General features: G+C 67.9%; 15 protein-coding genes. 4 read left to right on the forward strand and 11 right to left on the reverse strand.

Going from position 1 to position 17,269, the window contains the following annotated elements:
• The first annotated feature begins 2 nt into the window (after positions 1-2).
• Positions 3-1,997 (forward strand): hypothetical protein, encoded by a 1,995-nt coding sequence (locus K2R93_11125; protein ID MBY0490383.1) that lies wholly within the window; start codon positions 3-5, stop codon positions 1,995-1,997.
• 47 nt (positions 1,998-2,044) lie between these two features.
• Positions 2,045-4,366: a TonB-dependent receptor gene (locus K2R93_11130; GenBank protein ID MBY0490384.1), complete on the forward strand. Its 2,322-nt coding sequence runs from the start codon at positions 2,045-2,047 to the stop codon at positions 4,364-4,366.
• A gap of 153 nt (positions 4,367-4,519) precedes the next feature.
• Here K2R93_11130 and K2R93_11135 read toward each other — a convergent pair whose 3' ends face one another.
• The 8 genes from K2R93_11135 to K2R93_11170 all read right to left on the reverse strand — a co-directional run bounded on the left by K2R93_11135 (position 4,520) and on the right by K2R93_11170 (position 12,669).
• Positions 4,520-5,464 (reverse strand): carbon-nitrogen hydrolase family protein, encoded by a 945-nt coding sequence (locus K2R93_11135; protein MBY0490385.1) that lies wholly within the window; start codon positions 5,462-5,464, stop codon positions 4,520-4,522.
• A gap of 10 nt (positions 5,465-5,474) precedes the next feature.
• A complete protein-coding gene (locus K2R93_11140) occupies positions 5,475-5,951 on the reverse strand; it encodes a hypothetical protein (protein ID MBY0490386.1) in 477 nt (158 codons plus the stop codon).
• A complete protein-coding gene (locus K2R93_11145; protein ID MBY0490387.1) occupies positions 5,948-6,355 on the reverse strand; it encodes a hypothetical protein in 408 nt (135 codons plus the stop codon). The genes K2R93_11140 and K2R93_11145 overlap by 4 nt, the downstream gene beginning before the upstream one ends.
• Positions 6,352-6,969 carry an RNA polymerase sigma factor gene (locus K2R93_11150; GenBank protein MBY0490388.1) on the reverse strand — a complete coding sequence of 206 codons (618 nt, stop codon included), beginning with the start codon at positions 6,967-6,969 and terminating at the stop codon, positions 6,352-6,354. The genes K2R93_11145 and K2R93_11150 overlap by 4 nt, the downstream gene beginning before the upstream one ends.
• 80 nt (positions 6,970-7,049) lie before the next feature.
• Positions 7,050-8,807: a gamma-glutamyltransferase gene (gene ggt / locus K2R93_11155; GenBank protein ID MBY0490389.1), complete on the reverse strand. Its 1,758-nt coding sequence runs from the start codon at positions 8,805-8,807 to the stop codon at positions 7,050-7,052.
• A gap of 17 nt (positions 8,808-8,824) precedes the next feature.
• Positions 8,825-10,030: a cytochrome P450 gene (locus tag K2R93_11160; GenBank protein ID MBY0490390.1), complete on the reverse strand. Its 1,206-nt coding sequence runs from the start codon at positions 10,028-10,030 to the stop codon at positions 8,825-8,827.
• 51 nt (positions 10,031-10,081) lie between these two features.
• Positions 10,082-11,515, reverse strand: coding sequence for an NAD-dependent succinate-semialdehyde dehydrogenase (locus K2R93_11165; GenBank protein ID MBY0490391.1), 1,434 nt, complete (start codon positions 11,513-11,515; stop codon positions 10,082-10,084).
• Positions 11,516-11,547: 32 nt separating this feature from the next.
• Entirely contained in the window at positions 11,548-12,669 is a 1,122-nt protein-coding gene (locus K2R93_11170) for a zinc-dependent alcohol dehydrogenase family protein (GenBank protein MBY0490392.1), read from the reverse strand.
• 152 nt (positions 12,670-12,821) lie between these two features.
• Here K2R93_11170 and K2R93_11175 point away from each other — a divergent pair, with 152 nt between their 5' ends.
• Positions 12,822-13,058: a hypothetical protein gene (locus K2R93_11175; protein MBY0490393.1), complete on the forward strand. Its 237-nt coding sequence runs from the start codon at positions 12,822-12,824 to the stop codon at positions 13,056-13,058.
• 53 nt (positions 13,059-13,111) lie between these two features.
• On the forward strand, positions 13,112-13,720 hold the full coding sequence (locus K2R93_11180; GenBank protein MBY0490394.1) for an ATP-binding protein: 609 nt from the start codon (positions 13,112-13,114) through the stop codon (positions 13,718-13,720).
• A 59-nt stretch (positions 13,721-13,779) separates the two neighbouring features.
• Here the strand turns inward: K2R93_11180 and K2R93_11185 are convergent, their stop codons facing one another.
• The 3 genes from K2R93_11185 to K2R93_11195 all read right to left on the reverse strand — a co-directional run bounded on the left by K2R93_11185 (position 13,780) and on the right by K2R93_11195 (position 17,261).
• Positions 13,780-14,451 carry a phosphatase PAP2 family protein gene (locus K2R93_11185; protein MBY0490395.1) on the reverse strand — a complete coding sequence of 224 codons (672 nt, stop codon included), beginning with the start codon at positions 14,449-14,451 and terminating at the stop codon, positions 13,780-13,782.
• Positions 14,452-14,522: 71 nt separating this feature from the next.
• Complete coding sequence (locus K2R93_11190; protein ID MBY0490396.1) at positions 14,523-14,879, reverse strand: metal-sensitive transcriptional regulator; 357 nt, start codon at positions 14,877-14,879, stop codon at positions 14,523-14,525.
• Between the two features lie 39 nt (positions 14,880-14,918).
• A complete protein-coding gene (locus tag K2R93_11195) occupies positions 14,919-17,261 on the reverse strand; it encodes a heavy metal translocating P-type ATPase (protein MBY0490397.1) in 2,343 nt (780 codons plus the stop codon).
• Between the last annotated feature and the right edge of the window lie 8 nt (positions 17,262-17,269).

Consider the following 17,269-nt stretch of genomic DNA (forward strand, 5'->3'; position numbering starts at 1 on the left):
GGATGAGCACGACCCATCTGTCCCACGTCCTTCCTCTTCACATGACCCACTCTGCCCTTCGCGCGGCCGCCGTCGCGTCGGCGCTGGCCGCGCTCGCCGCCTGTGCGCCCAAGCAGTCGCCCAAGACGGCCCCGACCCCCGCGGTCAATCCCGCCGCCGACCCGCGCAACAACCTGAAGGCCGGCCTGTTCGACGCCGAAAAGGCGCTCTCGAACATGAAGCTGGTCGCCGAAGCCAAGTCGCCCAATGGCTTCCTCGGGATCACCAACTCCGACCTCGCCTTCACCGGCAAGTACGTCATTCAGGGCAACTACAACGGCCCGGTGGTGTGGGACATCTCCAACCCGTCGAGCCCGCAGCTTGTCGTAGCCTACGAGTGCCCCGCCTCGCAGAACGACGTCTCGGTGTACAAGAACCTGATGTTCATGTCGGCCGAGGCGAACAATGGCCGCATCGACTGCAAGCCGGGTGGCGTGAAGGAAGCCGTCAGCAAGGAGCGCATGCGCGGCGTGCGCATTTTCGACATCTCGAACATCAAGGAGCCCAAGCTCCTCGCCAACGTGCAGACGTGCCGCGGCTCGCACACGCACACGGTACTCGAAGATCCGAAGGACAAGGAGAACATCTACATCTACGTCTCCGGCTCCTCAGCCATTCGCCCGAAGGGTGAGCTCGATGTCTGCTCCGCGGCGTCATCGGATTCGGCGAATTCGTCGCGCCTCCGCATCGAGATCATCAAGGTGCCGCTCGCCAATCCGGCGGCCGCGGCAGTCGTCGGTCGCGCCAACATCTTTGCCGGCCTGACCAACCCGAAGAGCCATGGCGCCACCGCCGCCGAGAAGGCGGAGATGGATGCCAAGAAGAAGGCGGGCGCGTTCACGTACATGATCCCGGTCATGAACGAAGAGATCGTGCTCCCCGACCAGCTCGTGAAGCCGGTCATCGACAGCATCATGAAGAAGCGTGGCGCCACGACGCCCAACGCGGCCGACACCGCGGCCGCTCGCCCGGTGGTGAACGCGGCGGTCGCCAAGCTGCTCGAGGCGCAGGGCCTTTCGGCGCCCAAGGGCAACGCCATCAGCGAAGGCTCGCAGTGCCACGACATCACCGTCTACCCGGCGCTCGGCCTGGCCGGCGGCGCCTGCGAAGGGCACGGCCTGCTGCTCGACATCAGCAATCCGGTGAATCCGGTGCGCCTTGACGCCGCGGCTGACTCCAACTTCGCCTACTGGCACTCGGCCACGTTCAACAACGACGGCACCAAGATCCTCTTCTCCGACGAGTGGGGCGGCGGCGGCGCACCGAAGTGCCGCAACACCGACCAGCTCAACTGGGGTGCTGACGCAATCTTCTCGATCGAGAACAAGAAGCTCAAGTTCCACAGCTACTACAAGATTCCGACCTACCAGACGGACAAGGAAAACTGCGTCGCGCACAACGGTTCCCTGATTCCGATCCCGGGGCGTGACGTGATGGTGCAGGCCTTCTATCAGGGTGGCATCACGGTGTTCGACTGGACCGATCCCACGAAGCCGTTCGAAATTGCGAGCTTCGACCGTGGCCCGGTGGACGGCACGCGCATGCAGATGGGCGGCTCGTGGTCGGTGTACTGGTACAACGGCCATATCATCAGCTCTGAAATCGCGCGCGGCATGGACATCGCCGAGCTCACGCCGAGCCAGTATCTCACGCAGAACGAGATCGACGCGGCCAAGACGGTGAAGTGGGACCAGCTGAACGCCCAGGGGCAGCCGAAGATCTCCTGGCCGCCCAGCTTCCCGCTGGCCAAGGCCTACACGGACCAGCTCGAGCGCAAGTCGTGCCAGGTGAGCACGCTGCGCACGCAGATCGCGGCCGCGGAGAAGGCAAGCGGCGCGGCGCGCAACACGGCGCTCAACGCGGCGATCGCAGCGGCCGATGCGGCCAAGGGCTGTGACAGCAAGAAGGCGGACCTGCTCAAGAAGGCGCTGCAGGATCTGATGGCGCCGGCGATGTAATCACCGCGCACGCGGGAGCAAAAGCGGGGCATGGGGCGTTTCCCCCCATGTCCCGCTTTTCTCTTGTAGCCCTGCTGGGTGTGCTGGCGCCATGGTCGGCGACACGTGCCCAATCCACGCCCGCGACCGGTGTCATTACCGGCCGCGTCGTGACCATTGCCACCGAGGCGCCCATCGTGGGCGCGTCGGTGCGCGTGCTCTCCGCCACGCGGTCGCCGGAGCTTGCCACGCAGACCGACTCGCTCGGTCGCTTCACAGTGCGCGGCGTACCGGTCGGCATCGTACAGCTCGATGTGCGCCGTGTAGGCTACGAAGCCGTCACCCGTGGCGATGTGGTCGTCTCGCCGGGCAAACCCGCCGAAGTCACGATCAGTCTGCGTCCGGTGGATGTGCGCCTGGCGACGGTCACCGTGCGCCCCACGGCCTTCCCCACCGTGCCCGCGGCGGCGACACCGGTCTCCACCCAGCGGTATGACGCCGAGGAAGTGCGGCGCCAGCCGGGCGCCCAGGAAGACGTGTTGCGCGCGGTGTCGATCGCCCCGGGCGTTGGCGTCACCAGCGCCGGCCGCAATGATCTCATCGTGCGCGGCGGCGCGCCGTTCGAGAATCTGTTCGTGGTGGATAACATCGAGGTGCCGAACATCAATCACTTCGGCTCCCAGGGCTCCACCGGTGGGCCGATCTCGCTCATCAACATCCGCTTTGTCGAAGAGGCGGCGCTGTCGGCCGGCGGCTTTGGCGTGCGGTATGGCGATCGCACCTCGAGCGCGACCACGATTATGCTGCGTGAAGGCAATCGCGAGCGCCTCGCGGGCGAGGTGAACGTGGCCGCCACGCAGGTCGGCGCGGTGCTGGAAGGGCCACTCGGATCGCGCGGGTCGTTCTTCGCGAATGTCCGCCAGAGCTACCTCGACCTGCTCTTCAAGGCGATCGGGCTGAGCTTCGTGCCGCAGTACACCGATGCCACGATCAAGGCCACGTGGCGCCCCTCCTCGCGCGATGCGTTCAGCGTTCTCACCATCGGCGCCCGTGGGACCATCACCTTCAACAACGAGACCGACACCGCCCGCGTGAGCAACGCGCAGGTGCTGGCCCCCACGCAGACGCAGTACTTCAGCGGCCTCACCTGGAAGCGACGCCTCGACGCCGGCCTGCTGACCACCACCCTTGGTCGCACCTTCACCCGCTACGAGAGCGCGCAGCGTGACACGCTGCTCAATCCGGTGTTCGAAAGTCGCTCACGCGAAGGGGAGACCAGCCTGCGCACCGATCTGACGCGCACCCTCGGCCCCACGCTGGCGCTCGAAACCGGCACCGTGTTCAAGGTCGCGCGCGCGCTCCGCTACGATGCCACGCTCGCCGGGTTCGTCCGCCGAGACGCGGCGGGCGCCCCGCAAGCGCTGCAGGTCGATACCACGTTCCGCGCGGCGCGCAACGGCACGTATGCGCAGCTCGCGTGGCAGGTCCATCCCCGCCTGCGCCTGACGGGTGGCGCCCGTGGCGACTGGTACGGGTTTCTGCAGAACGCGGTGCGCTTCGCGCCCCGTGGGAGTGCCACGTGGCAGCTCGATGCCACGACGACCGCCAGTCTGTCCGCCGGTCGCTACTGGCAGGCTCCGAGCTTCATCTGGCTTGTGGGAGACGCCGGCAACGGACAGCGCCTCACGCCGTTCCGCGCCGATCAGGTGGTCGCCAGCCTCGCGCGTCTCGTGACGCCAGAGCTCAAGGTGCAGCTGGAAGCGTACGGCAAGCGCTACGGGGACTATCCGGTACGGCGCTATCGCCCGCAGGCCGTGCTCAGCCCCAGTGGCTTTGACGACGCCACGACCGACATTCCCTTCGGTCTCGAACCGCTTGCCTCGACGGGCACCGGCACGGCGTACGGCGTGGAGCTGTTCGCGCAGAAGAAGCTCGGCGCCACCCCGTGGTACGGCCAGGCGAGTGTGTCACTCAACCGCACGCGCTTCACCGCCCTCAACGGCATCCCCACGCGGGGGGCGTTCGACACGCCGGTGCTCGCGAACGCGGTCGTTGGTTGGCGCCCCAACGCACGCTGGGAGCTCGCCACGCGCCTGCGCGGCAGCAGCGGCCTACCTTACACGCCGTTCCGCACCAGCGGCGCGCTCGCGGGCACGCTCGACTTCTCGCAGTACAACACGCAGCGCCTCGGCACCTTCTTCGCCGCCGACGTCCGCATCGACCGCCGTCTCCTCATCCGCGGCCGTCAGCTCATTGCGTTCGTGGATCTGCAGAACGTCACCAACCGCCAGAACGACGCCCCACCGAGCTGGAACCCACGCCTGCGTATCGTGGAGCGCGAGGCCGGCATAGGGCTGCTGCCGTCGATCGGGCTCAACTTCGAGTTTTGAGTGACTGCGGACGGGTCGCTATCGCGACTGGATGACTTGAACTGCCCTCACCAGGCATCCCAGACATCCCAGGCATCCCAGAACAGCGGAAGAACTTCGCCCGTTTATTCCGCTAGTCTGGGATGCCTCGGATGCCCGGGATGCCTGGTGAGGTCAGTTCAGCGATCCCTGCTCACAGTACGACACCGGCGGCTTCGCTCCGACATCGACCGAGAGCCGGAACACATCCGGCCGCGCGTAGTGCCCCACGACATCCAGGTCATACTTGCCACGCGCGATCTCGTCGAGATCGAGGTCGGCCATCAGCAGCGAATGCGATCCATACACCGGCCCGGCCAGCACCTCACCGAACGGTGATACGATGCAGCTGCCGCCGCGGATCAGGACCGTGTCCGGCGCCTCGCCCTGCATCGGCACATAGTCGGCCGGATAGTCGCCGCGCACGGCATACTGGCACGCATTGAGCACAAAGCAGCGCCCTTCCACCGCGATATGGCGCATCGTCGCATGCCACACATCGCGATCGTCCACCGTGGGCGCGCAGTAGAGCTGCACCTGCTGGCCATACATCGCCGTGCGCAGCAGCGGCATGTAGTTCTCCCAGCAGATCACCGCGCCCACCTTGCCCACGGCGGTATCGAACACCGGCAGCGTGGAGCCGTCGCCGAAGCCCCACACGAGGCGCTCCATCGCGGTCGGCATCAGCTTGCGGTGTTTGCCGCGCAGCGTGCCGTCGGGGGCAAAGAAGAGCACCGTGCAGTAGAGCGTGCCGCCATCGCGTTCGATCACACCGATGACCAGCTCGATCGCGTGTGTCCGGGCGATATCGGCCAACACGCTGCACTCGGCGCTCGCCAGATCGAGGCTGCTCGCCCAGTACCGGCGGTACCACTCGCGCCCGTCCGGCGTACGGCTCCCCACGTGCGCCCCGAAGGTGATCCCTTTGGGATACGCCGAGACAAAGGCTTCGGGGAAGACCACAATCTGGGCGCCCTGCGACGCCGCCTCGGCGGTCAGCGTGCGGACCTTGTCCAGCGTGGCGGCCAGGTCGAAGGCGACCGGCGCATCCTGCACAACAGCAGCGCGAATGGTGGGCATGCGCCCAAAACTAGCGCGCCGACGAATCTCCGCCGCGCATCCCACGCCCACCCGGCCCACCGGGGCCGCCCGGGCCACCGGGGCCACCAGGCCCTCCGCGACCGCGCCGCTGCTTCCGCAGCTCGGCGAGCTTCGTGCGCTGCTCGGGGCTCAGCAGCGAGTCCACCTCGGCGCGCGAGATTTTCCAGACCGAGTCGTAGACCGGGCGCATGGCCTTGGTGATGGAATCCATCACGAAGAACTGCCGCGCGTAAATGCTGTCCATACGCAACCGCTGGGCGTCGGACAGGCCGAGGTCCTTGGTCATGCGCTCGGAGAAGCGCTTCCGCATCTCTTCCGGCGACGGCCGATTGTTCCGCTGCTGGCGGAACGCCTCGATGCGACGCGGGAGCAGGACGTAGCGATCGACCGCAGCGCCGCCCACGAGGCCTGCCACGAGGGCGGCCCCGATCACCAGCATCGCGGTACGCTGCGACTGACCGATCATCGGCCCTGCTCTCCCAGCAGCCAGCTTTCGGCGTCGCTCGGCATGAGCTGTTCGGTGGAGGTCCGGCTCATCGCCTCCACATCATCCGGCGTCTCGATGGCGATCGAGCTGGCCGTCTGCGACGCGAGCACTTCCGTGGCGCCGCCCACGGCGGGGGCCTGACGAAGCAGCAGGAGCGCCAACGCGGCGGCGGCCAGGCTGGCCGGGATCAGGAAGCGACCGGCCCGACTGGTCACATCCCACCACGATGGCGGCTGGCGCCGCGCAGCCAGTTGCGGCGCCGCGGCCGCGAGGATGCGCGTGCGCAGCGCCGCGACGTCGAGCGTCGGGGCGCGATCGACCGCCAGCAGCGCATCGCGCAGGCGGGGATCGGGGGTGAGATCGTCTTCGGTCCGTTGAGTCATGTGGCGCCGGCCTCCCTGGCCGCGTCCGGTTCTGAATCCCGCAGCACGCCCAAAGCGCGCCGCAGGGTGCGTCGTGCTTCGTGCAGATGCCAACGCACGGTGGCCTGTGACAGCGACAGGGCCTCGGCGATCTGCGGGGCGGTCCAACCATCCACTTCATGCCACATCACGATCTGGCGCTGGCGGGGCGGCAGCTCGGCCACGGCGGCGGAAAACCGCCGCCGTGTTTCGCGCTGCTCCACTTCCACATCGGGGGTGGCCCCGTCCGACGCCTCGAAGTCCGTGAGCTCGTCGGTCCTTCGCACCTTCCGCACCCGCTGCGCGTTGAGCCCGAGGTTCACGAGAATCCGGAAGAACCACGGTGCAAACGCGCGCTGCTGATCGTGCTGATCGATGCGTTCGAGCGCGCGCAGACAGGCATCCTGCACGAGATCTTCGGCATCTTCCGCGTGATCCATCAGGCGACGAGCGAGTGAGGCGGCACGCGGCAGCAGCGGCGTGATGAGGGCATCGAACGCCTCCATCTCGCCTCCGGCCGCGCGAGCCACGAGCGCCGCTTCCCGGCGTCGGGCCAACTCATCGTCGAGGGCGGACCCTTCCTGAGGCTCACCCAAGCGCGACCGCCACCACGATCATCCGCCTCCTCACAAATCTGCTCTGAACGGGCCCGGCACGCGGACGACGGGCTCGCATCTCATCTACCGCCCCCGGTCCGGGACCGTTGGGCCGGACGCGCCGGTGCCCCACCCGCCCGGGGCGCGGCCGGCAGCTCGGCGATCGCCGCCCCGTCTTTCCGGGGGTCGGACGCCCCGGCATTGAGCTTCGTGGCCAGGTTCCGCTGGACGGCCTGCCCCGACCCCATCCGGGTGCTCGAGAAGTCCCCCCGCATGACGATCTGGTGCCCCATGGCGGTCAGCGAGTCCCGGACCGCCTTGGGAATGCGCGATTCGAAGTTCACGTCGCACCCCGGGAACGTCTCCTTGGAGAACCGCGGCGCGTCGAGCGCGCCCTGAATGTTCATGCCGTGGTCCACGATGTTCGACACGAACTGGGCATGCGCCTGCGCCTGATTCCAGCCGCCCATGATGCCGAAGGCAATCTTGAGATCGCCCTTCTCCATGAAGGCCGGAATGATCGTGTGCAGCGGCCGCTTGCGCCCCTCGAGCACGTTCGGGCTCGTGGCGTCGAGCGTGAAGCCGCCACCACGGTTGTGCCACACAAAGCCCGTCCCATCGGCGATGAGACCGGCGCCGAAGCCCACCGTGCTGTAGTTGCTCTGGATGAAGGAGATGATGTTCCCCTCCTTGTCCACCACGCTCAGATACGTCGTGCCGTTATCGGTGCCGTTCGGCTTCCCGGCGGGCACCGTGCAGGTGGCCTTGTCGAGCGCAATGAGCTTCGCGCGCGCCGCGGCGTACGACTTGGAGCGCATCGCCTCCACCGGCACCTTGGCAAAGCGCGGATCGGCGTCGTATCGCTGCATGTCGGCATAGGCGAGCTTCTTCGCCTCGATCATGCGATGCAGGCTCGCCACCGAGTTGTGGCCGAGCGTGCTCATGGGGAACGACTCCATGATGTTGAGCATCTCGAGTGCCGCGATCCCCTGCCCATTGGGCGGGAGTTCGTACACCGTCCAGCCGCGATACGTCGTGCTGATCGGCTCCACCCACTCCACGTCGTAATCGGCCAGGTCCGCCGCGTTCATCGTGCCGCCGTAGCGCTTCGCGCTGGCGAGCAGCTTCTGCGCGATGGGCCCGGTATAGAACGCCTTGGCGCCCTGCGCCGCGATCTGCCGGTAGCTCCACGCCAGCTCGGGATTGCGGAAGATCTCGCCCACCTGCGGCGCGCGACCATTGGGGAGGAACGTCTTCGCGGTCAGCGCATCCTCGGCGAGGATCTTCTCGCTGTCCTTCCAGTAGACGCTCACGACTTCGCCCACCGGGAAGCCCTGCTCGGCGTGCTGAATGACCGGCGCCAGCACCTGCGACAGCGGCAGCTTGCCGAACTTGTCGTGCAACGCGCCCCATCCCTTCACGGCACCGGGCACGGTCACGGTGTTGATACCGCGCCCCGGCATCTCGGTGAGCCCCTTGGCGCGCAGATAGTCGGCCGTGAGCCCCTTCGGCGCCCACCCGGAGGCGTTGAGGCCGTACAGCTTGCCGGTCTTGGCCTCGTACACGATGGCGAAGAGATCGCCGCCGATACCGTCGTTCATGGGGGCCACGAGCCCCATCATGGCGTTGGTGGCGATGGCCGCGTCAATCGCATTACCGCCCATCTCGAGAATGCGGGCACCAACCTGCGAGGCGAGGACGCTTTCGCTGGCCACGATGCCCAGCGTGGACTGGACCATCGAGCGCGACTGCGAACGGTCCTGCGCACCGACCAGCGTAGGCAGAACGGCACCTACCAGCGCCGAGGTGATCGAGAGGCGATGGAGCAGCGAGGCCATGAGCGGAGGGGGTTGAATCAGGAAGACGGGGTGTGTTCGACGATCAGCTGGTCGAGGCCGTGGAAGTGCCAGCTGTCCTTCACCACCGGCGGCTCGACCAGCCGCAGCTGCGGGCAGCGCGCAAAGAGCACGCGCAGTGCCGTCGCCAGTTCGAGGCGCGCGAGGGGCGCCCCCACGCAAAAATGCACCCCGGCGCCAAAGCTCGTATGCGTCGCCCGCATGCGCACCGGGTCGAACTGATCGGGGTTGGCGTTGGCCTTCGGATCGCGCCCCGTAGCCCCATAGATCAGCGCGACCTGGTCCCCTTTCGTAAACGACACACCGCCCATCTCGAGATCTTCCAGCACGTAGCGCTTGAAGAGGTGCAGGGGTGGCGCGTATCGCAGCGCCTCCTCCACCAGCTGGCCGGCGCTCCAGTCGTCGGCCAGATACTGCGCCGGATCGGTGGTGCGCTCCAGCAACAGCCGAATGGCGTTGCCGAGCGCATGCACCGACGCTTCGTGCCCCGCGTTGAGCAGTAGAATGGCGGTGGAGACGATCTCCGGCTCACTCATCAGCTCAAGCGCCTCGGCCTCGATGAGGATGGTGAGCATGTCGTCGGCCGGCGTGTCACGGCGCGCCGCAATCGTATCGCGCATGAACGCCGCGAAATCGGCCGCGGCCGCGTTCGCATCGACTTCCGTGTCGTGCGTGCGCGCCACGCCATACATGGTGATCATGCGATGCGACCACGCCACCAGCTGCGGCACGGCGGACTCGGGGACACCCATGATGCGTGCGATCATCCGCGCGGGAATGGGCGCCGCAAACGCCTCGATGAGGTCGAATGGGCCGCTCGGGAACGCATCGACGAGCTCATTGGCGAGCGCCGCGATCGCAGGCTTGAGCGCCTCCACGCGGCGGGGCACGAAGGCCTTGCTGACGAGCCGGCGCATGCGGGTATGGAACGGCGCTTCGCGCTCGAGCATCGAGTTGGCATCCACGGCATCGAAGTCGCGCGTGTGCGCGGGCGGCTCCAGCCACCCCAGCTCTTCACGCGAGGCGACGTGCAGCACCTCCCGGCCAAAACGCCGGTCGCGGAGAATGGCGTTGACGTCGCGATCGCCAAAGAAGCACCAGCAGCCGATCTCCTCCCAGAACACCACCGGGCACTCGGCCAGGATGCGCGCATACGCCCCGTACGGATCGCGGTAGAACCGCGGATCGCGGGGGTCGAGGGACAAGCGACGCGTGGTCGCGTCGAGCTGCAGAGGAACCGGACCGTCCAACACCACTCAGATGCCGCCGTAGCAGAGGTACTTGAGCTCGGTATAGGCCTCGAGGCCGTACTTGGACCCCTCGCGCCCCATCCCCGACTCCTTGACGCCCCCGAAGGGCGCCAGCTCAGTGGAGATCAACCCTTCGTTGATCCCGACCATGCCGTATTCCAGCGCCTCGGCGACCCGCCAGCAGCGACCGACATCCCGGCTGTAGAAATATGCGGCAAGCCCGTACGTCGTGGCATTGGCGAGCGCGATCGCCTCGGCTTCGGTCGTAAACCGAAACACGGGGGCCACCGGGCCAAAGATCTCCTCCTGCGCCACCCGCATCGACGCCGTCGCATTGGCGAGCACGGTGGGCGCATAGTAGCGCCCCGTCAGGCGGCGCCCGCCGGTCGCGACCGTGGCCCCCTGGCCGAGGGCATCGGCCACGAACGCTTCCACCTTGGCCACCGCCCGGTCCGAAATGAGCGGTCCCACCTGCACCGCCGGATCCAGCACATCGCCGGTACGCAGCCCCTCCACCGCGCGCGTAAAGCGCTCGACGAAGGCGTCGTACACACCGTCCTGCACGTAGAGGCGATTCACGCACACGCACGTCTGCCCGTTGTGCCGGTACTTCGCCAGCAGCGCCCCCTGCACCGCCGCGTCGAGGTCCGCATCGTCGAACACCAGAAACGGTGCGTTGCCACCCAGTTCAAGCGACAGCTTGGTGAGCGTCGGCGCGCACTGCGCCATCAGCAGCTTCCCCACCGCCGTGGAGCCCGTGAACGACAGCTTCCGCACCAGCGGGCTCGCGCAGAGCGCCTGCCCCACCTCACTCGCGCGCGTGGTCGTCACCGTGCTGTACACTCCCGGCGGGAACCCGGCCTCTTCGGCCAGCTGCGCCAGGGCGAGCGCGGTGAGCGGCGTTTCGGCGGGCGGCTTGATGACGACCGGGCAACCGGCCGCCAGCGCCGGCGCCACTTTGCGGGTGATCATGGCCAGCGGGAAGTTCCACGGCGTGATCGCCGCCGACACTCCCACGGATTGCCGCAACACCACCAAGCGGCGATCGCGCGTGTGCGCCGGAATCACGTCGCCGTACATGCGCTTCGCCTCTTCGGCGAACCACTCCACGAAGTTGGCGCCGTAGGTCACTTCGCCGAGGCTCTCGCTGATCACCTTGCCCGACTCGCGCGACATGAGCTGCGCGAGCGCGTCGCGATGCGTCATGATGAGCGTGAACCAGCGGCGGAGTACCGCGGCCCGCTCGTTGGCGGTCTGATCGCGCCACGCCGGCCACGCCGCGTGGGCGGCCGCAATCGCGCGTTCGGTATCGGCGACCCCGCAGTCGGGAACATGCGCCAGCAGTTCACCCGTGGCCGGGCTGTGCACGGCAAAGGTGGCCCCATCACTCGCGGCAACCCAGGCGCCGGCGATGTACGTCGTATCCGTCGGAAATGCCATCCGGAATCTCTCGTCAGTAAGCGCGGCAGCGATCAGGGCAACACGACCTGGCGAATGGCCTCGCCCCGCGCCATGCGGTCAAAGCCCACGTTGATCTCGTGCAGTGGCATCGTATGCGTGAGCAGCCGATCGACCGGGAGCCGGCCGGTCTGGTAGAGCGCGATGTACGCCGGAATGTCCCGCATGGGCACACACCCGCCCAGATACGATCCGTGCAACGACCGCTCCTCGGCGACCAGCTGTACCGGCGCGAGATCCATCCGCTTGGACGCATGTGGCAGGCCGACGGTGATCGTGCGCCCGCCACGACGCGTTGCGGCGTAGGTGAATGCCAACGCCTCCACCACGCCGGCACACTCCAGCGCGACATCGGCGCCGCCATGGGTGAGATCGCGCACCTGCTCGGCCGCCTGCGGCACACTCGAGTTCACCGTGAGATGCGCGCCGAGCGCCCTGGCCTGCTCGAGCTTCTCGTCGTGCACATCGGCCACGATGACCTGACTGGCACCGGCGGCCAGCGCCCCCAACAACGCCGAAAACCCGATGCCGCCCAGCCCGGTGATCAGCACGCGTTCACCGAGGCGGACCTGCGCCGTGTTCGCGATGGCGCCCACGCCGGTGAGCACGGCGCATCCGAACAGGGCCGCCACGGAAAACGGCAGCGTGCGATCGATGCGGACCACACTGCGCCGCGACGCCACCACATACTGCGCAAAGCCCGACACACCCAGATGATGATGCAGCGGTTCGTCGCGCATATCGGAGAGCCGGGTCGCACCATCGAGCAGCACGCCGGCCGCGTTGGCCGCCGCCCCCGGCTCACACAACGCCGGCCGCCCGGTCATGCACGGGAGGCAGTGCCCGCATTGCGGGACAAAGGCGAACACGACGTGATCACCGACACGGATATCGGTGACCTCGCGCCCCACTTCGACGACCTCGCCGGCGGCCTCATGCCCGAGCACCATCGGCAGCGGTCGCGGCCGATTCCCCTCGATCACACTCAGGTCGGAGTGACACAGCCCCGCGGCCGCGACGCGAACCCGCACGTCGTGGGGGCCGGGCGCGGCGAGCATCACCTCCTCGACGTGCAACGGCTGAGAATCGGCGTAGGGGCGGGGGAGCCCCATCGTGCGCAAAATGGCGGCCTTCATGCCCTGCAATCTGGCCATTGGTGCGCGACGGCGCCTCCCGGCCTGGGCGCGGCCCGATTCCTGCCCGCCCGCAGGGCAGGACGGGGCCGACCAACCCCGCCTCCGCACCGGAGGGACCGCGGAATCTCAAGGCTATCGCACCGGAGGATCGGATGTCCAACAACGACGAACGCGCGCGCGGCGCCAAGCAGCGTCTCGATGGGATGGTGGATCAGGTGAAGGGCCGTGCACGGCAGGCGCTGGGAGGGCTGTCGGGGGAGACCGATGAACAGCTGCGCGGCAAGGGTGAGGAACTGCGCGGCAAAATGAAGAGCGGCATCGGCAAGCTGCGTCAGGACCTCGCCGATGATGACGAGGAGACGACTGACACCACGAAGGGCACGCGGTAACACCACGCGATGGGAGGTCGCCCCGCTCGGGGGTGACCTCCCATATTTGCGGGGTGACCGCTTCTCTGCTGCTTCCGCTCGATCCCCTCGGCCGCCGCCGGCTCAAGCTCGCCTTTGTCGGGACGCACGGCGTGGGCAAGACGACGCTCTGCTTCGACCTGGCCGCCCAGCTCAAGCGCCTTGATCTTGGCGTGGACATTGTGAAGGAGGTGGCGCGGCGCTGCCCGCTGCCCATCAACGAGGACACCACCCTCGATGCGCAGGCGTGGATTCTCCACACGCAGATCGCCGAGGAGATCGAGGCGAGCGCACTCTACGAGGTGGTCGTCTGCGATCGGTCCGTGCTCGACAACTACGCCTATCTCGTGGCCAAGGTCGGCCGGCGCCCGGAGCTCGAGCCACTCGTGCGCGAGTGGGTCCGTGGGTATCAGGCGCTCTTCAAGGTCCCGGTCCTCGGCGCGCCCACATTCGACGGCAAGCGCGCGGTGAGCCCGACCTTTCAGCAGGAGATCGATCACATCATCGACGACCTCGTCGCCGAGTTCGGGGTGGCGGTACACCATCTCGATCCGGGCGATCGTGACGGGTGGACCGTGCACGCGCTGCGCATGCTGGGACTGCCCACGCAGCCACCGCAGATCGATCTGTTCGCCAGCAAATAGGCGCGCGCCGGCGTCGTTCCGCGCGAAACGTTCAGCGCGAAACGTTCAGCGCGAAACGTTCAGCGCGCCGCGTTCGCGACTCGTGCGCGTGGTCGGTGCCCCATCCGCACGGCCCACCACCCACTCGCGATCCCGAGCCCGGCCCCGGCCACCACATCACTCGTCCAATGCGCGCGCTGGATCACGCGCGCGGTGCCGACGGCAGCCGCGGCCGTGTAGAGCGCGACGCGGCCGGTGGTCGCCCATCCCTGATGGCGTGCGGCATACCTGGAATGCGCGAGCTCTCCCTCAAGCACCGCCGCCGTTGTGAATGCCGCGCTGGTATGCCCCGAGGGATAGGAGACATGGCCACCACTCGGGCGGAGCGGCGTGAACATGAAGGGCGCGTCGAGACCGGCGGTACGGGGTCGCACACGACCGATCAGCACCTTGGCGCCAGCGGTGAGCGTGCCGGACAGCATGATGGCCTCGCTCAGATGCCGCCCTACATCCGCCACGGTCGGCCGACGCAGGCCGTATCCCACCAGCAGCGCGCTGCCGGCGACGAGCACACTGCCCGGGTCGCCGATCGTCGCGATCCGATCGGCCCAGCGCGCGCCGGTGCCCGGGCGCGCCGGATTCATGGCCAGACGGTGCGCCAGACGACGGTCGAACGGCAGCAGCGCGAGGCTGGTCGCCGTGAAGGCCGACAACGCCACCACTTCCCGCCGGGCGATGGGCACCAGACGCACGCTATCAGTCTGTGCCGCGAGTGGGGGAGCGCAACACACCCACAACGCGGCCACCGCACCGAACCCTCGTGTCATCGCTGCGTGCGGTAGATCATCTCCACCAACTCATCATACATCTGCGCGGCTTCGTCGGGGCCTTTGCGAATGGCATCACTCGCGCAGTGCTTGAGGTGATTGCGCATGAGCTCCTTCCCCACGCTTCGCAGCGCTTCGTGCACACTCGCGATCTGGGTCAGGATGTCCGCACAGTAGCGGTCTTCCTCCACCATGCGCTGCAGCCCTCGGACTTGCCCCTCGATCCGCCGGAGGCGCTTGGCGTTGCGGGCCTTGATGTCGGGGTCCACGGCCACCGCCTTGCGCGCGTCGCCGGACGGGGGCGATGCGCAGCCACAGGCCGCGTGAAAAGCATCAGGAGTTTCCGTTGTCATACGTCGAAGGCCGGTCCGGGATGAGAGGATGGTGCGCGATCAGGCGAACGTCGCGCGGCGGAGCCGCAGGGAGTTGCTCACCACACTGACACTACTGAAGGCCATCGCCGCGCTGGCGAGAATTGGCGAGAGCTGCAGCCCGAAGGCGGGGTACAAGGCGCCGGCCGCGATCGGGATACCGATCACGTTGTAGATGAAGGCCCAGAAGAGGTTCTGGCGCATGGTGCGCATCGTGCGCCGCGCGAGCGCGATGGCTCGCACCACCCCCATCAGGTCGCCGCGCATGAGCACGAGGTCGCCGGCTTCCATGGCCACATCGGTGCCGCTGCCGATCGCCATGCCGACATCGGCCTGCACCAGGGCCGGCGCGTCATTGATACCATCACCCACCATGGCCACGACGGCGCCGGCGTCCTGCAACCGCTTCACCTCCGCCACCTTGCCATCGGGCAACACGCCGGCCACCACACGATCCACGCCGGCGCGGGCGCCGATCGCCTGCGCGGTGCGCTCGTGGTCACCGGTGAGCAGGACCACGGTGAGCCCCATCGCCTTGAGACGACGGATGGCATCGACCGACGTGGGCCGAATGGGATCGGCGACGGCGATCACGCCCGCCAGCGCGCCATCAATCGCCACGAACATCGCCGTCTTGCCATCGGCCGCGAGACGCGACGCCTCCCCTTCGAGCGCGGTGGTCTCGACGCCCCAGTCGCGGAGAAACGCCGCATTCCCCACCGCCAGGGCCGCCTCGCCCACCACGCCCTGCGCGCCGCGTCCGGTGACGGACTGAAAGCCGTCCACCGCCTCGAGCGCGAGACCGGCGTCGCGCGCCGCGCGCACGATCGCGTCGGCGAGCGGATGTTCGCTCGACGCCTCGAGCGAGGCCGTCAGCCGCAACAGGGTGTCGCGATCGCGCGGCGACTCCGGAACCAGCACGACATCGGTGACCGTGGGCTTGCCCTCGGTGACCGTGCCGGTCTTGTCAAGCACCACCGTGGTGATGTCGCCGGCGCGCTGCAACGCTTCCCCCCCCTTGATCAGCACGCCGAGCTCGGCGCCCTTCCCGCTCGCCACCATCACCGCCGTGGGCACCGCCAGCCCCATCGCGCACGGGCAGGCGATGATCAGCACCGCCACCGCACTCGCGAACGCGCGCACCAGCGGTGCGTCATCAGCCGCGAGATACCAGACCGCAAACGTGAGCAGCGCGAGACCGATCACCACCGGCACGAAGATGCCGCTGATCCGATCGGCAAGCGCCTGAATGGGCGCGCGGCTGCCCTGCGCATCGCGCATGAGCTTCACGATTTGCGCGAGCACGCTGTCGGCGCCCAGCGTCGTGGCGCGATACCGGAAGGCCCCGGTGCGATTGATGGTGCCGCCAATGACGCGATCGCCGACCTGCTTGGCCACCGGCAGCGACTCGCCGGTGAGCATGCTTTCGTCTACGGCGCTCTCGCCGCTCACCAGCTCGCCGTCCACCGGCACGCGTTCGCCCGGACGGACCAGGATGATCTCGCCCGGCTCCACGGTATCGATCGGCGCGTCCACCGCTTCGCCAAAGCGTTCGACCCGCGCAGTCTTGGGCTGCAGATCCACGAGGGCCCGCAACGCCAGCGACGTGCGCTGCTTGGCGCGCGCCTCGAACATGTTGCCGGTGAGAATGAGCGCGATGATGATGATCACCGCTTCGTAGTACACATCGGGGGCCACACCGCGACTCACGAAGAAGCCGGGGGCGACCGTCGCCACCGTGGAGTACGCGAACGCCGCGAGCGTACCGACGCTCACCAGCGTGTTCATGTCGGCCGCGCCGTGGCGCAGTGCCGCCCACGCCCGTGTGTAGAAGTGCCGTCCGGCCCACCCCATCACCACGAGCGTGATCGCGAGCAGCGCCCACGTGAGTGCGCCAGCCGGGATCGTGTAGAGCCACGGCATGACCGCCCGCAGCGCCGGATCGAGCGCCGTCATGCTCCAGCGCATGAACGGATCCGCCACCACGCCGTGCGCATGCGCGCCCGCGAGCTGGGACATGAGCGGCATGCTCACGAGCATCGCCAGCACGCCGATCACACCGCTCACCAGCGCCTTCGTACGCAGCTCGCGGTACTCCGCCGCGTTCGCCCGATCGCGCGCCTCCTGTTCTTCGAAGGCGGTCTGATCGGGATTCGCGAGGGACGCGCCATAGCCGGCGCGCTCAATCACCTGCACCAACGCGTCCGGCGAGACCGCCGCCGGATCGTACTGCACCGTGGCGCTCTTCATCATGAGGTTGACCGACGCCTCAGTCACGCCCGGCTGCTTTTGCAGCACTCGCTGCACGCGCGACGAGCACGCCGCGCAGGTCATCCCGGTCACCGGGAGACGAAGGGTTTCCATGATCGATC

This window comes from Gemmatimonadaceae bacterium (assembly GCA_019752115.1).
GTDB lineage: Bacteria > Gemmatimonadota > Gemmatimonadetes > Gemmatimonadales > Gemmatimonadaceae > Gemmatimonas.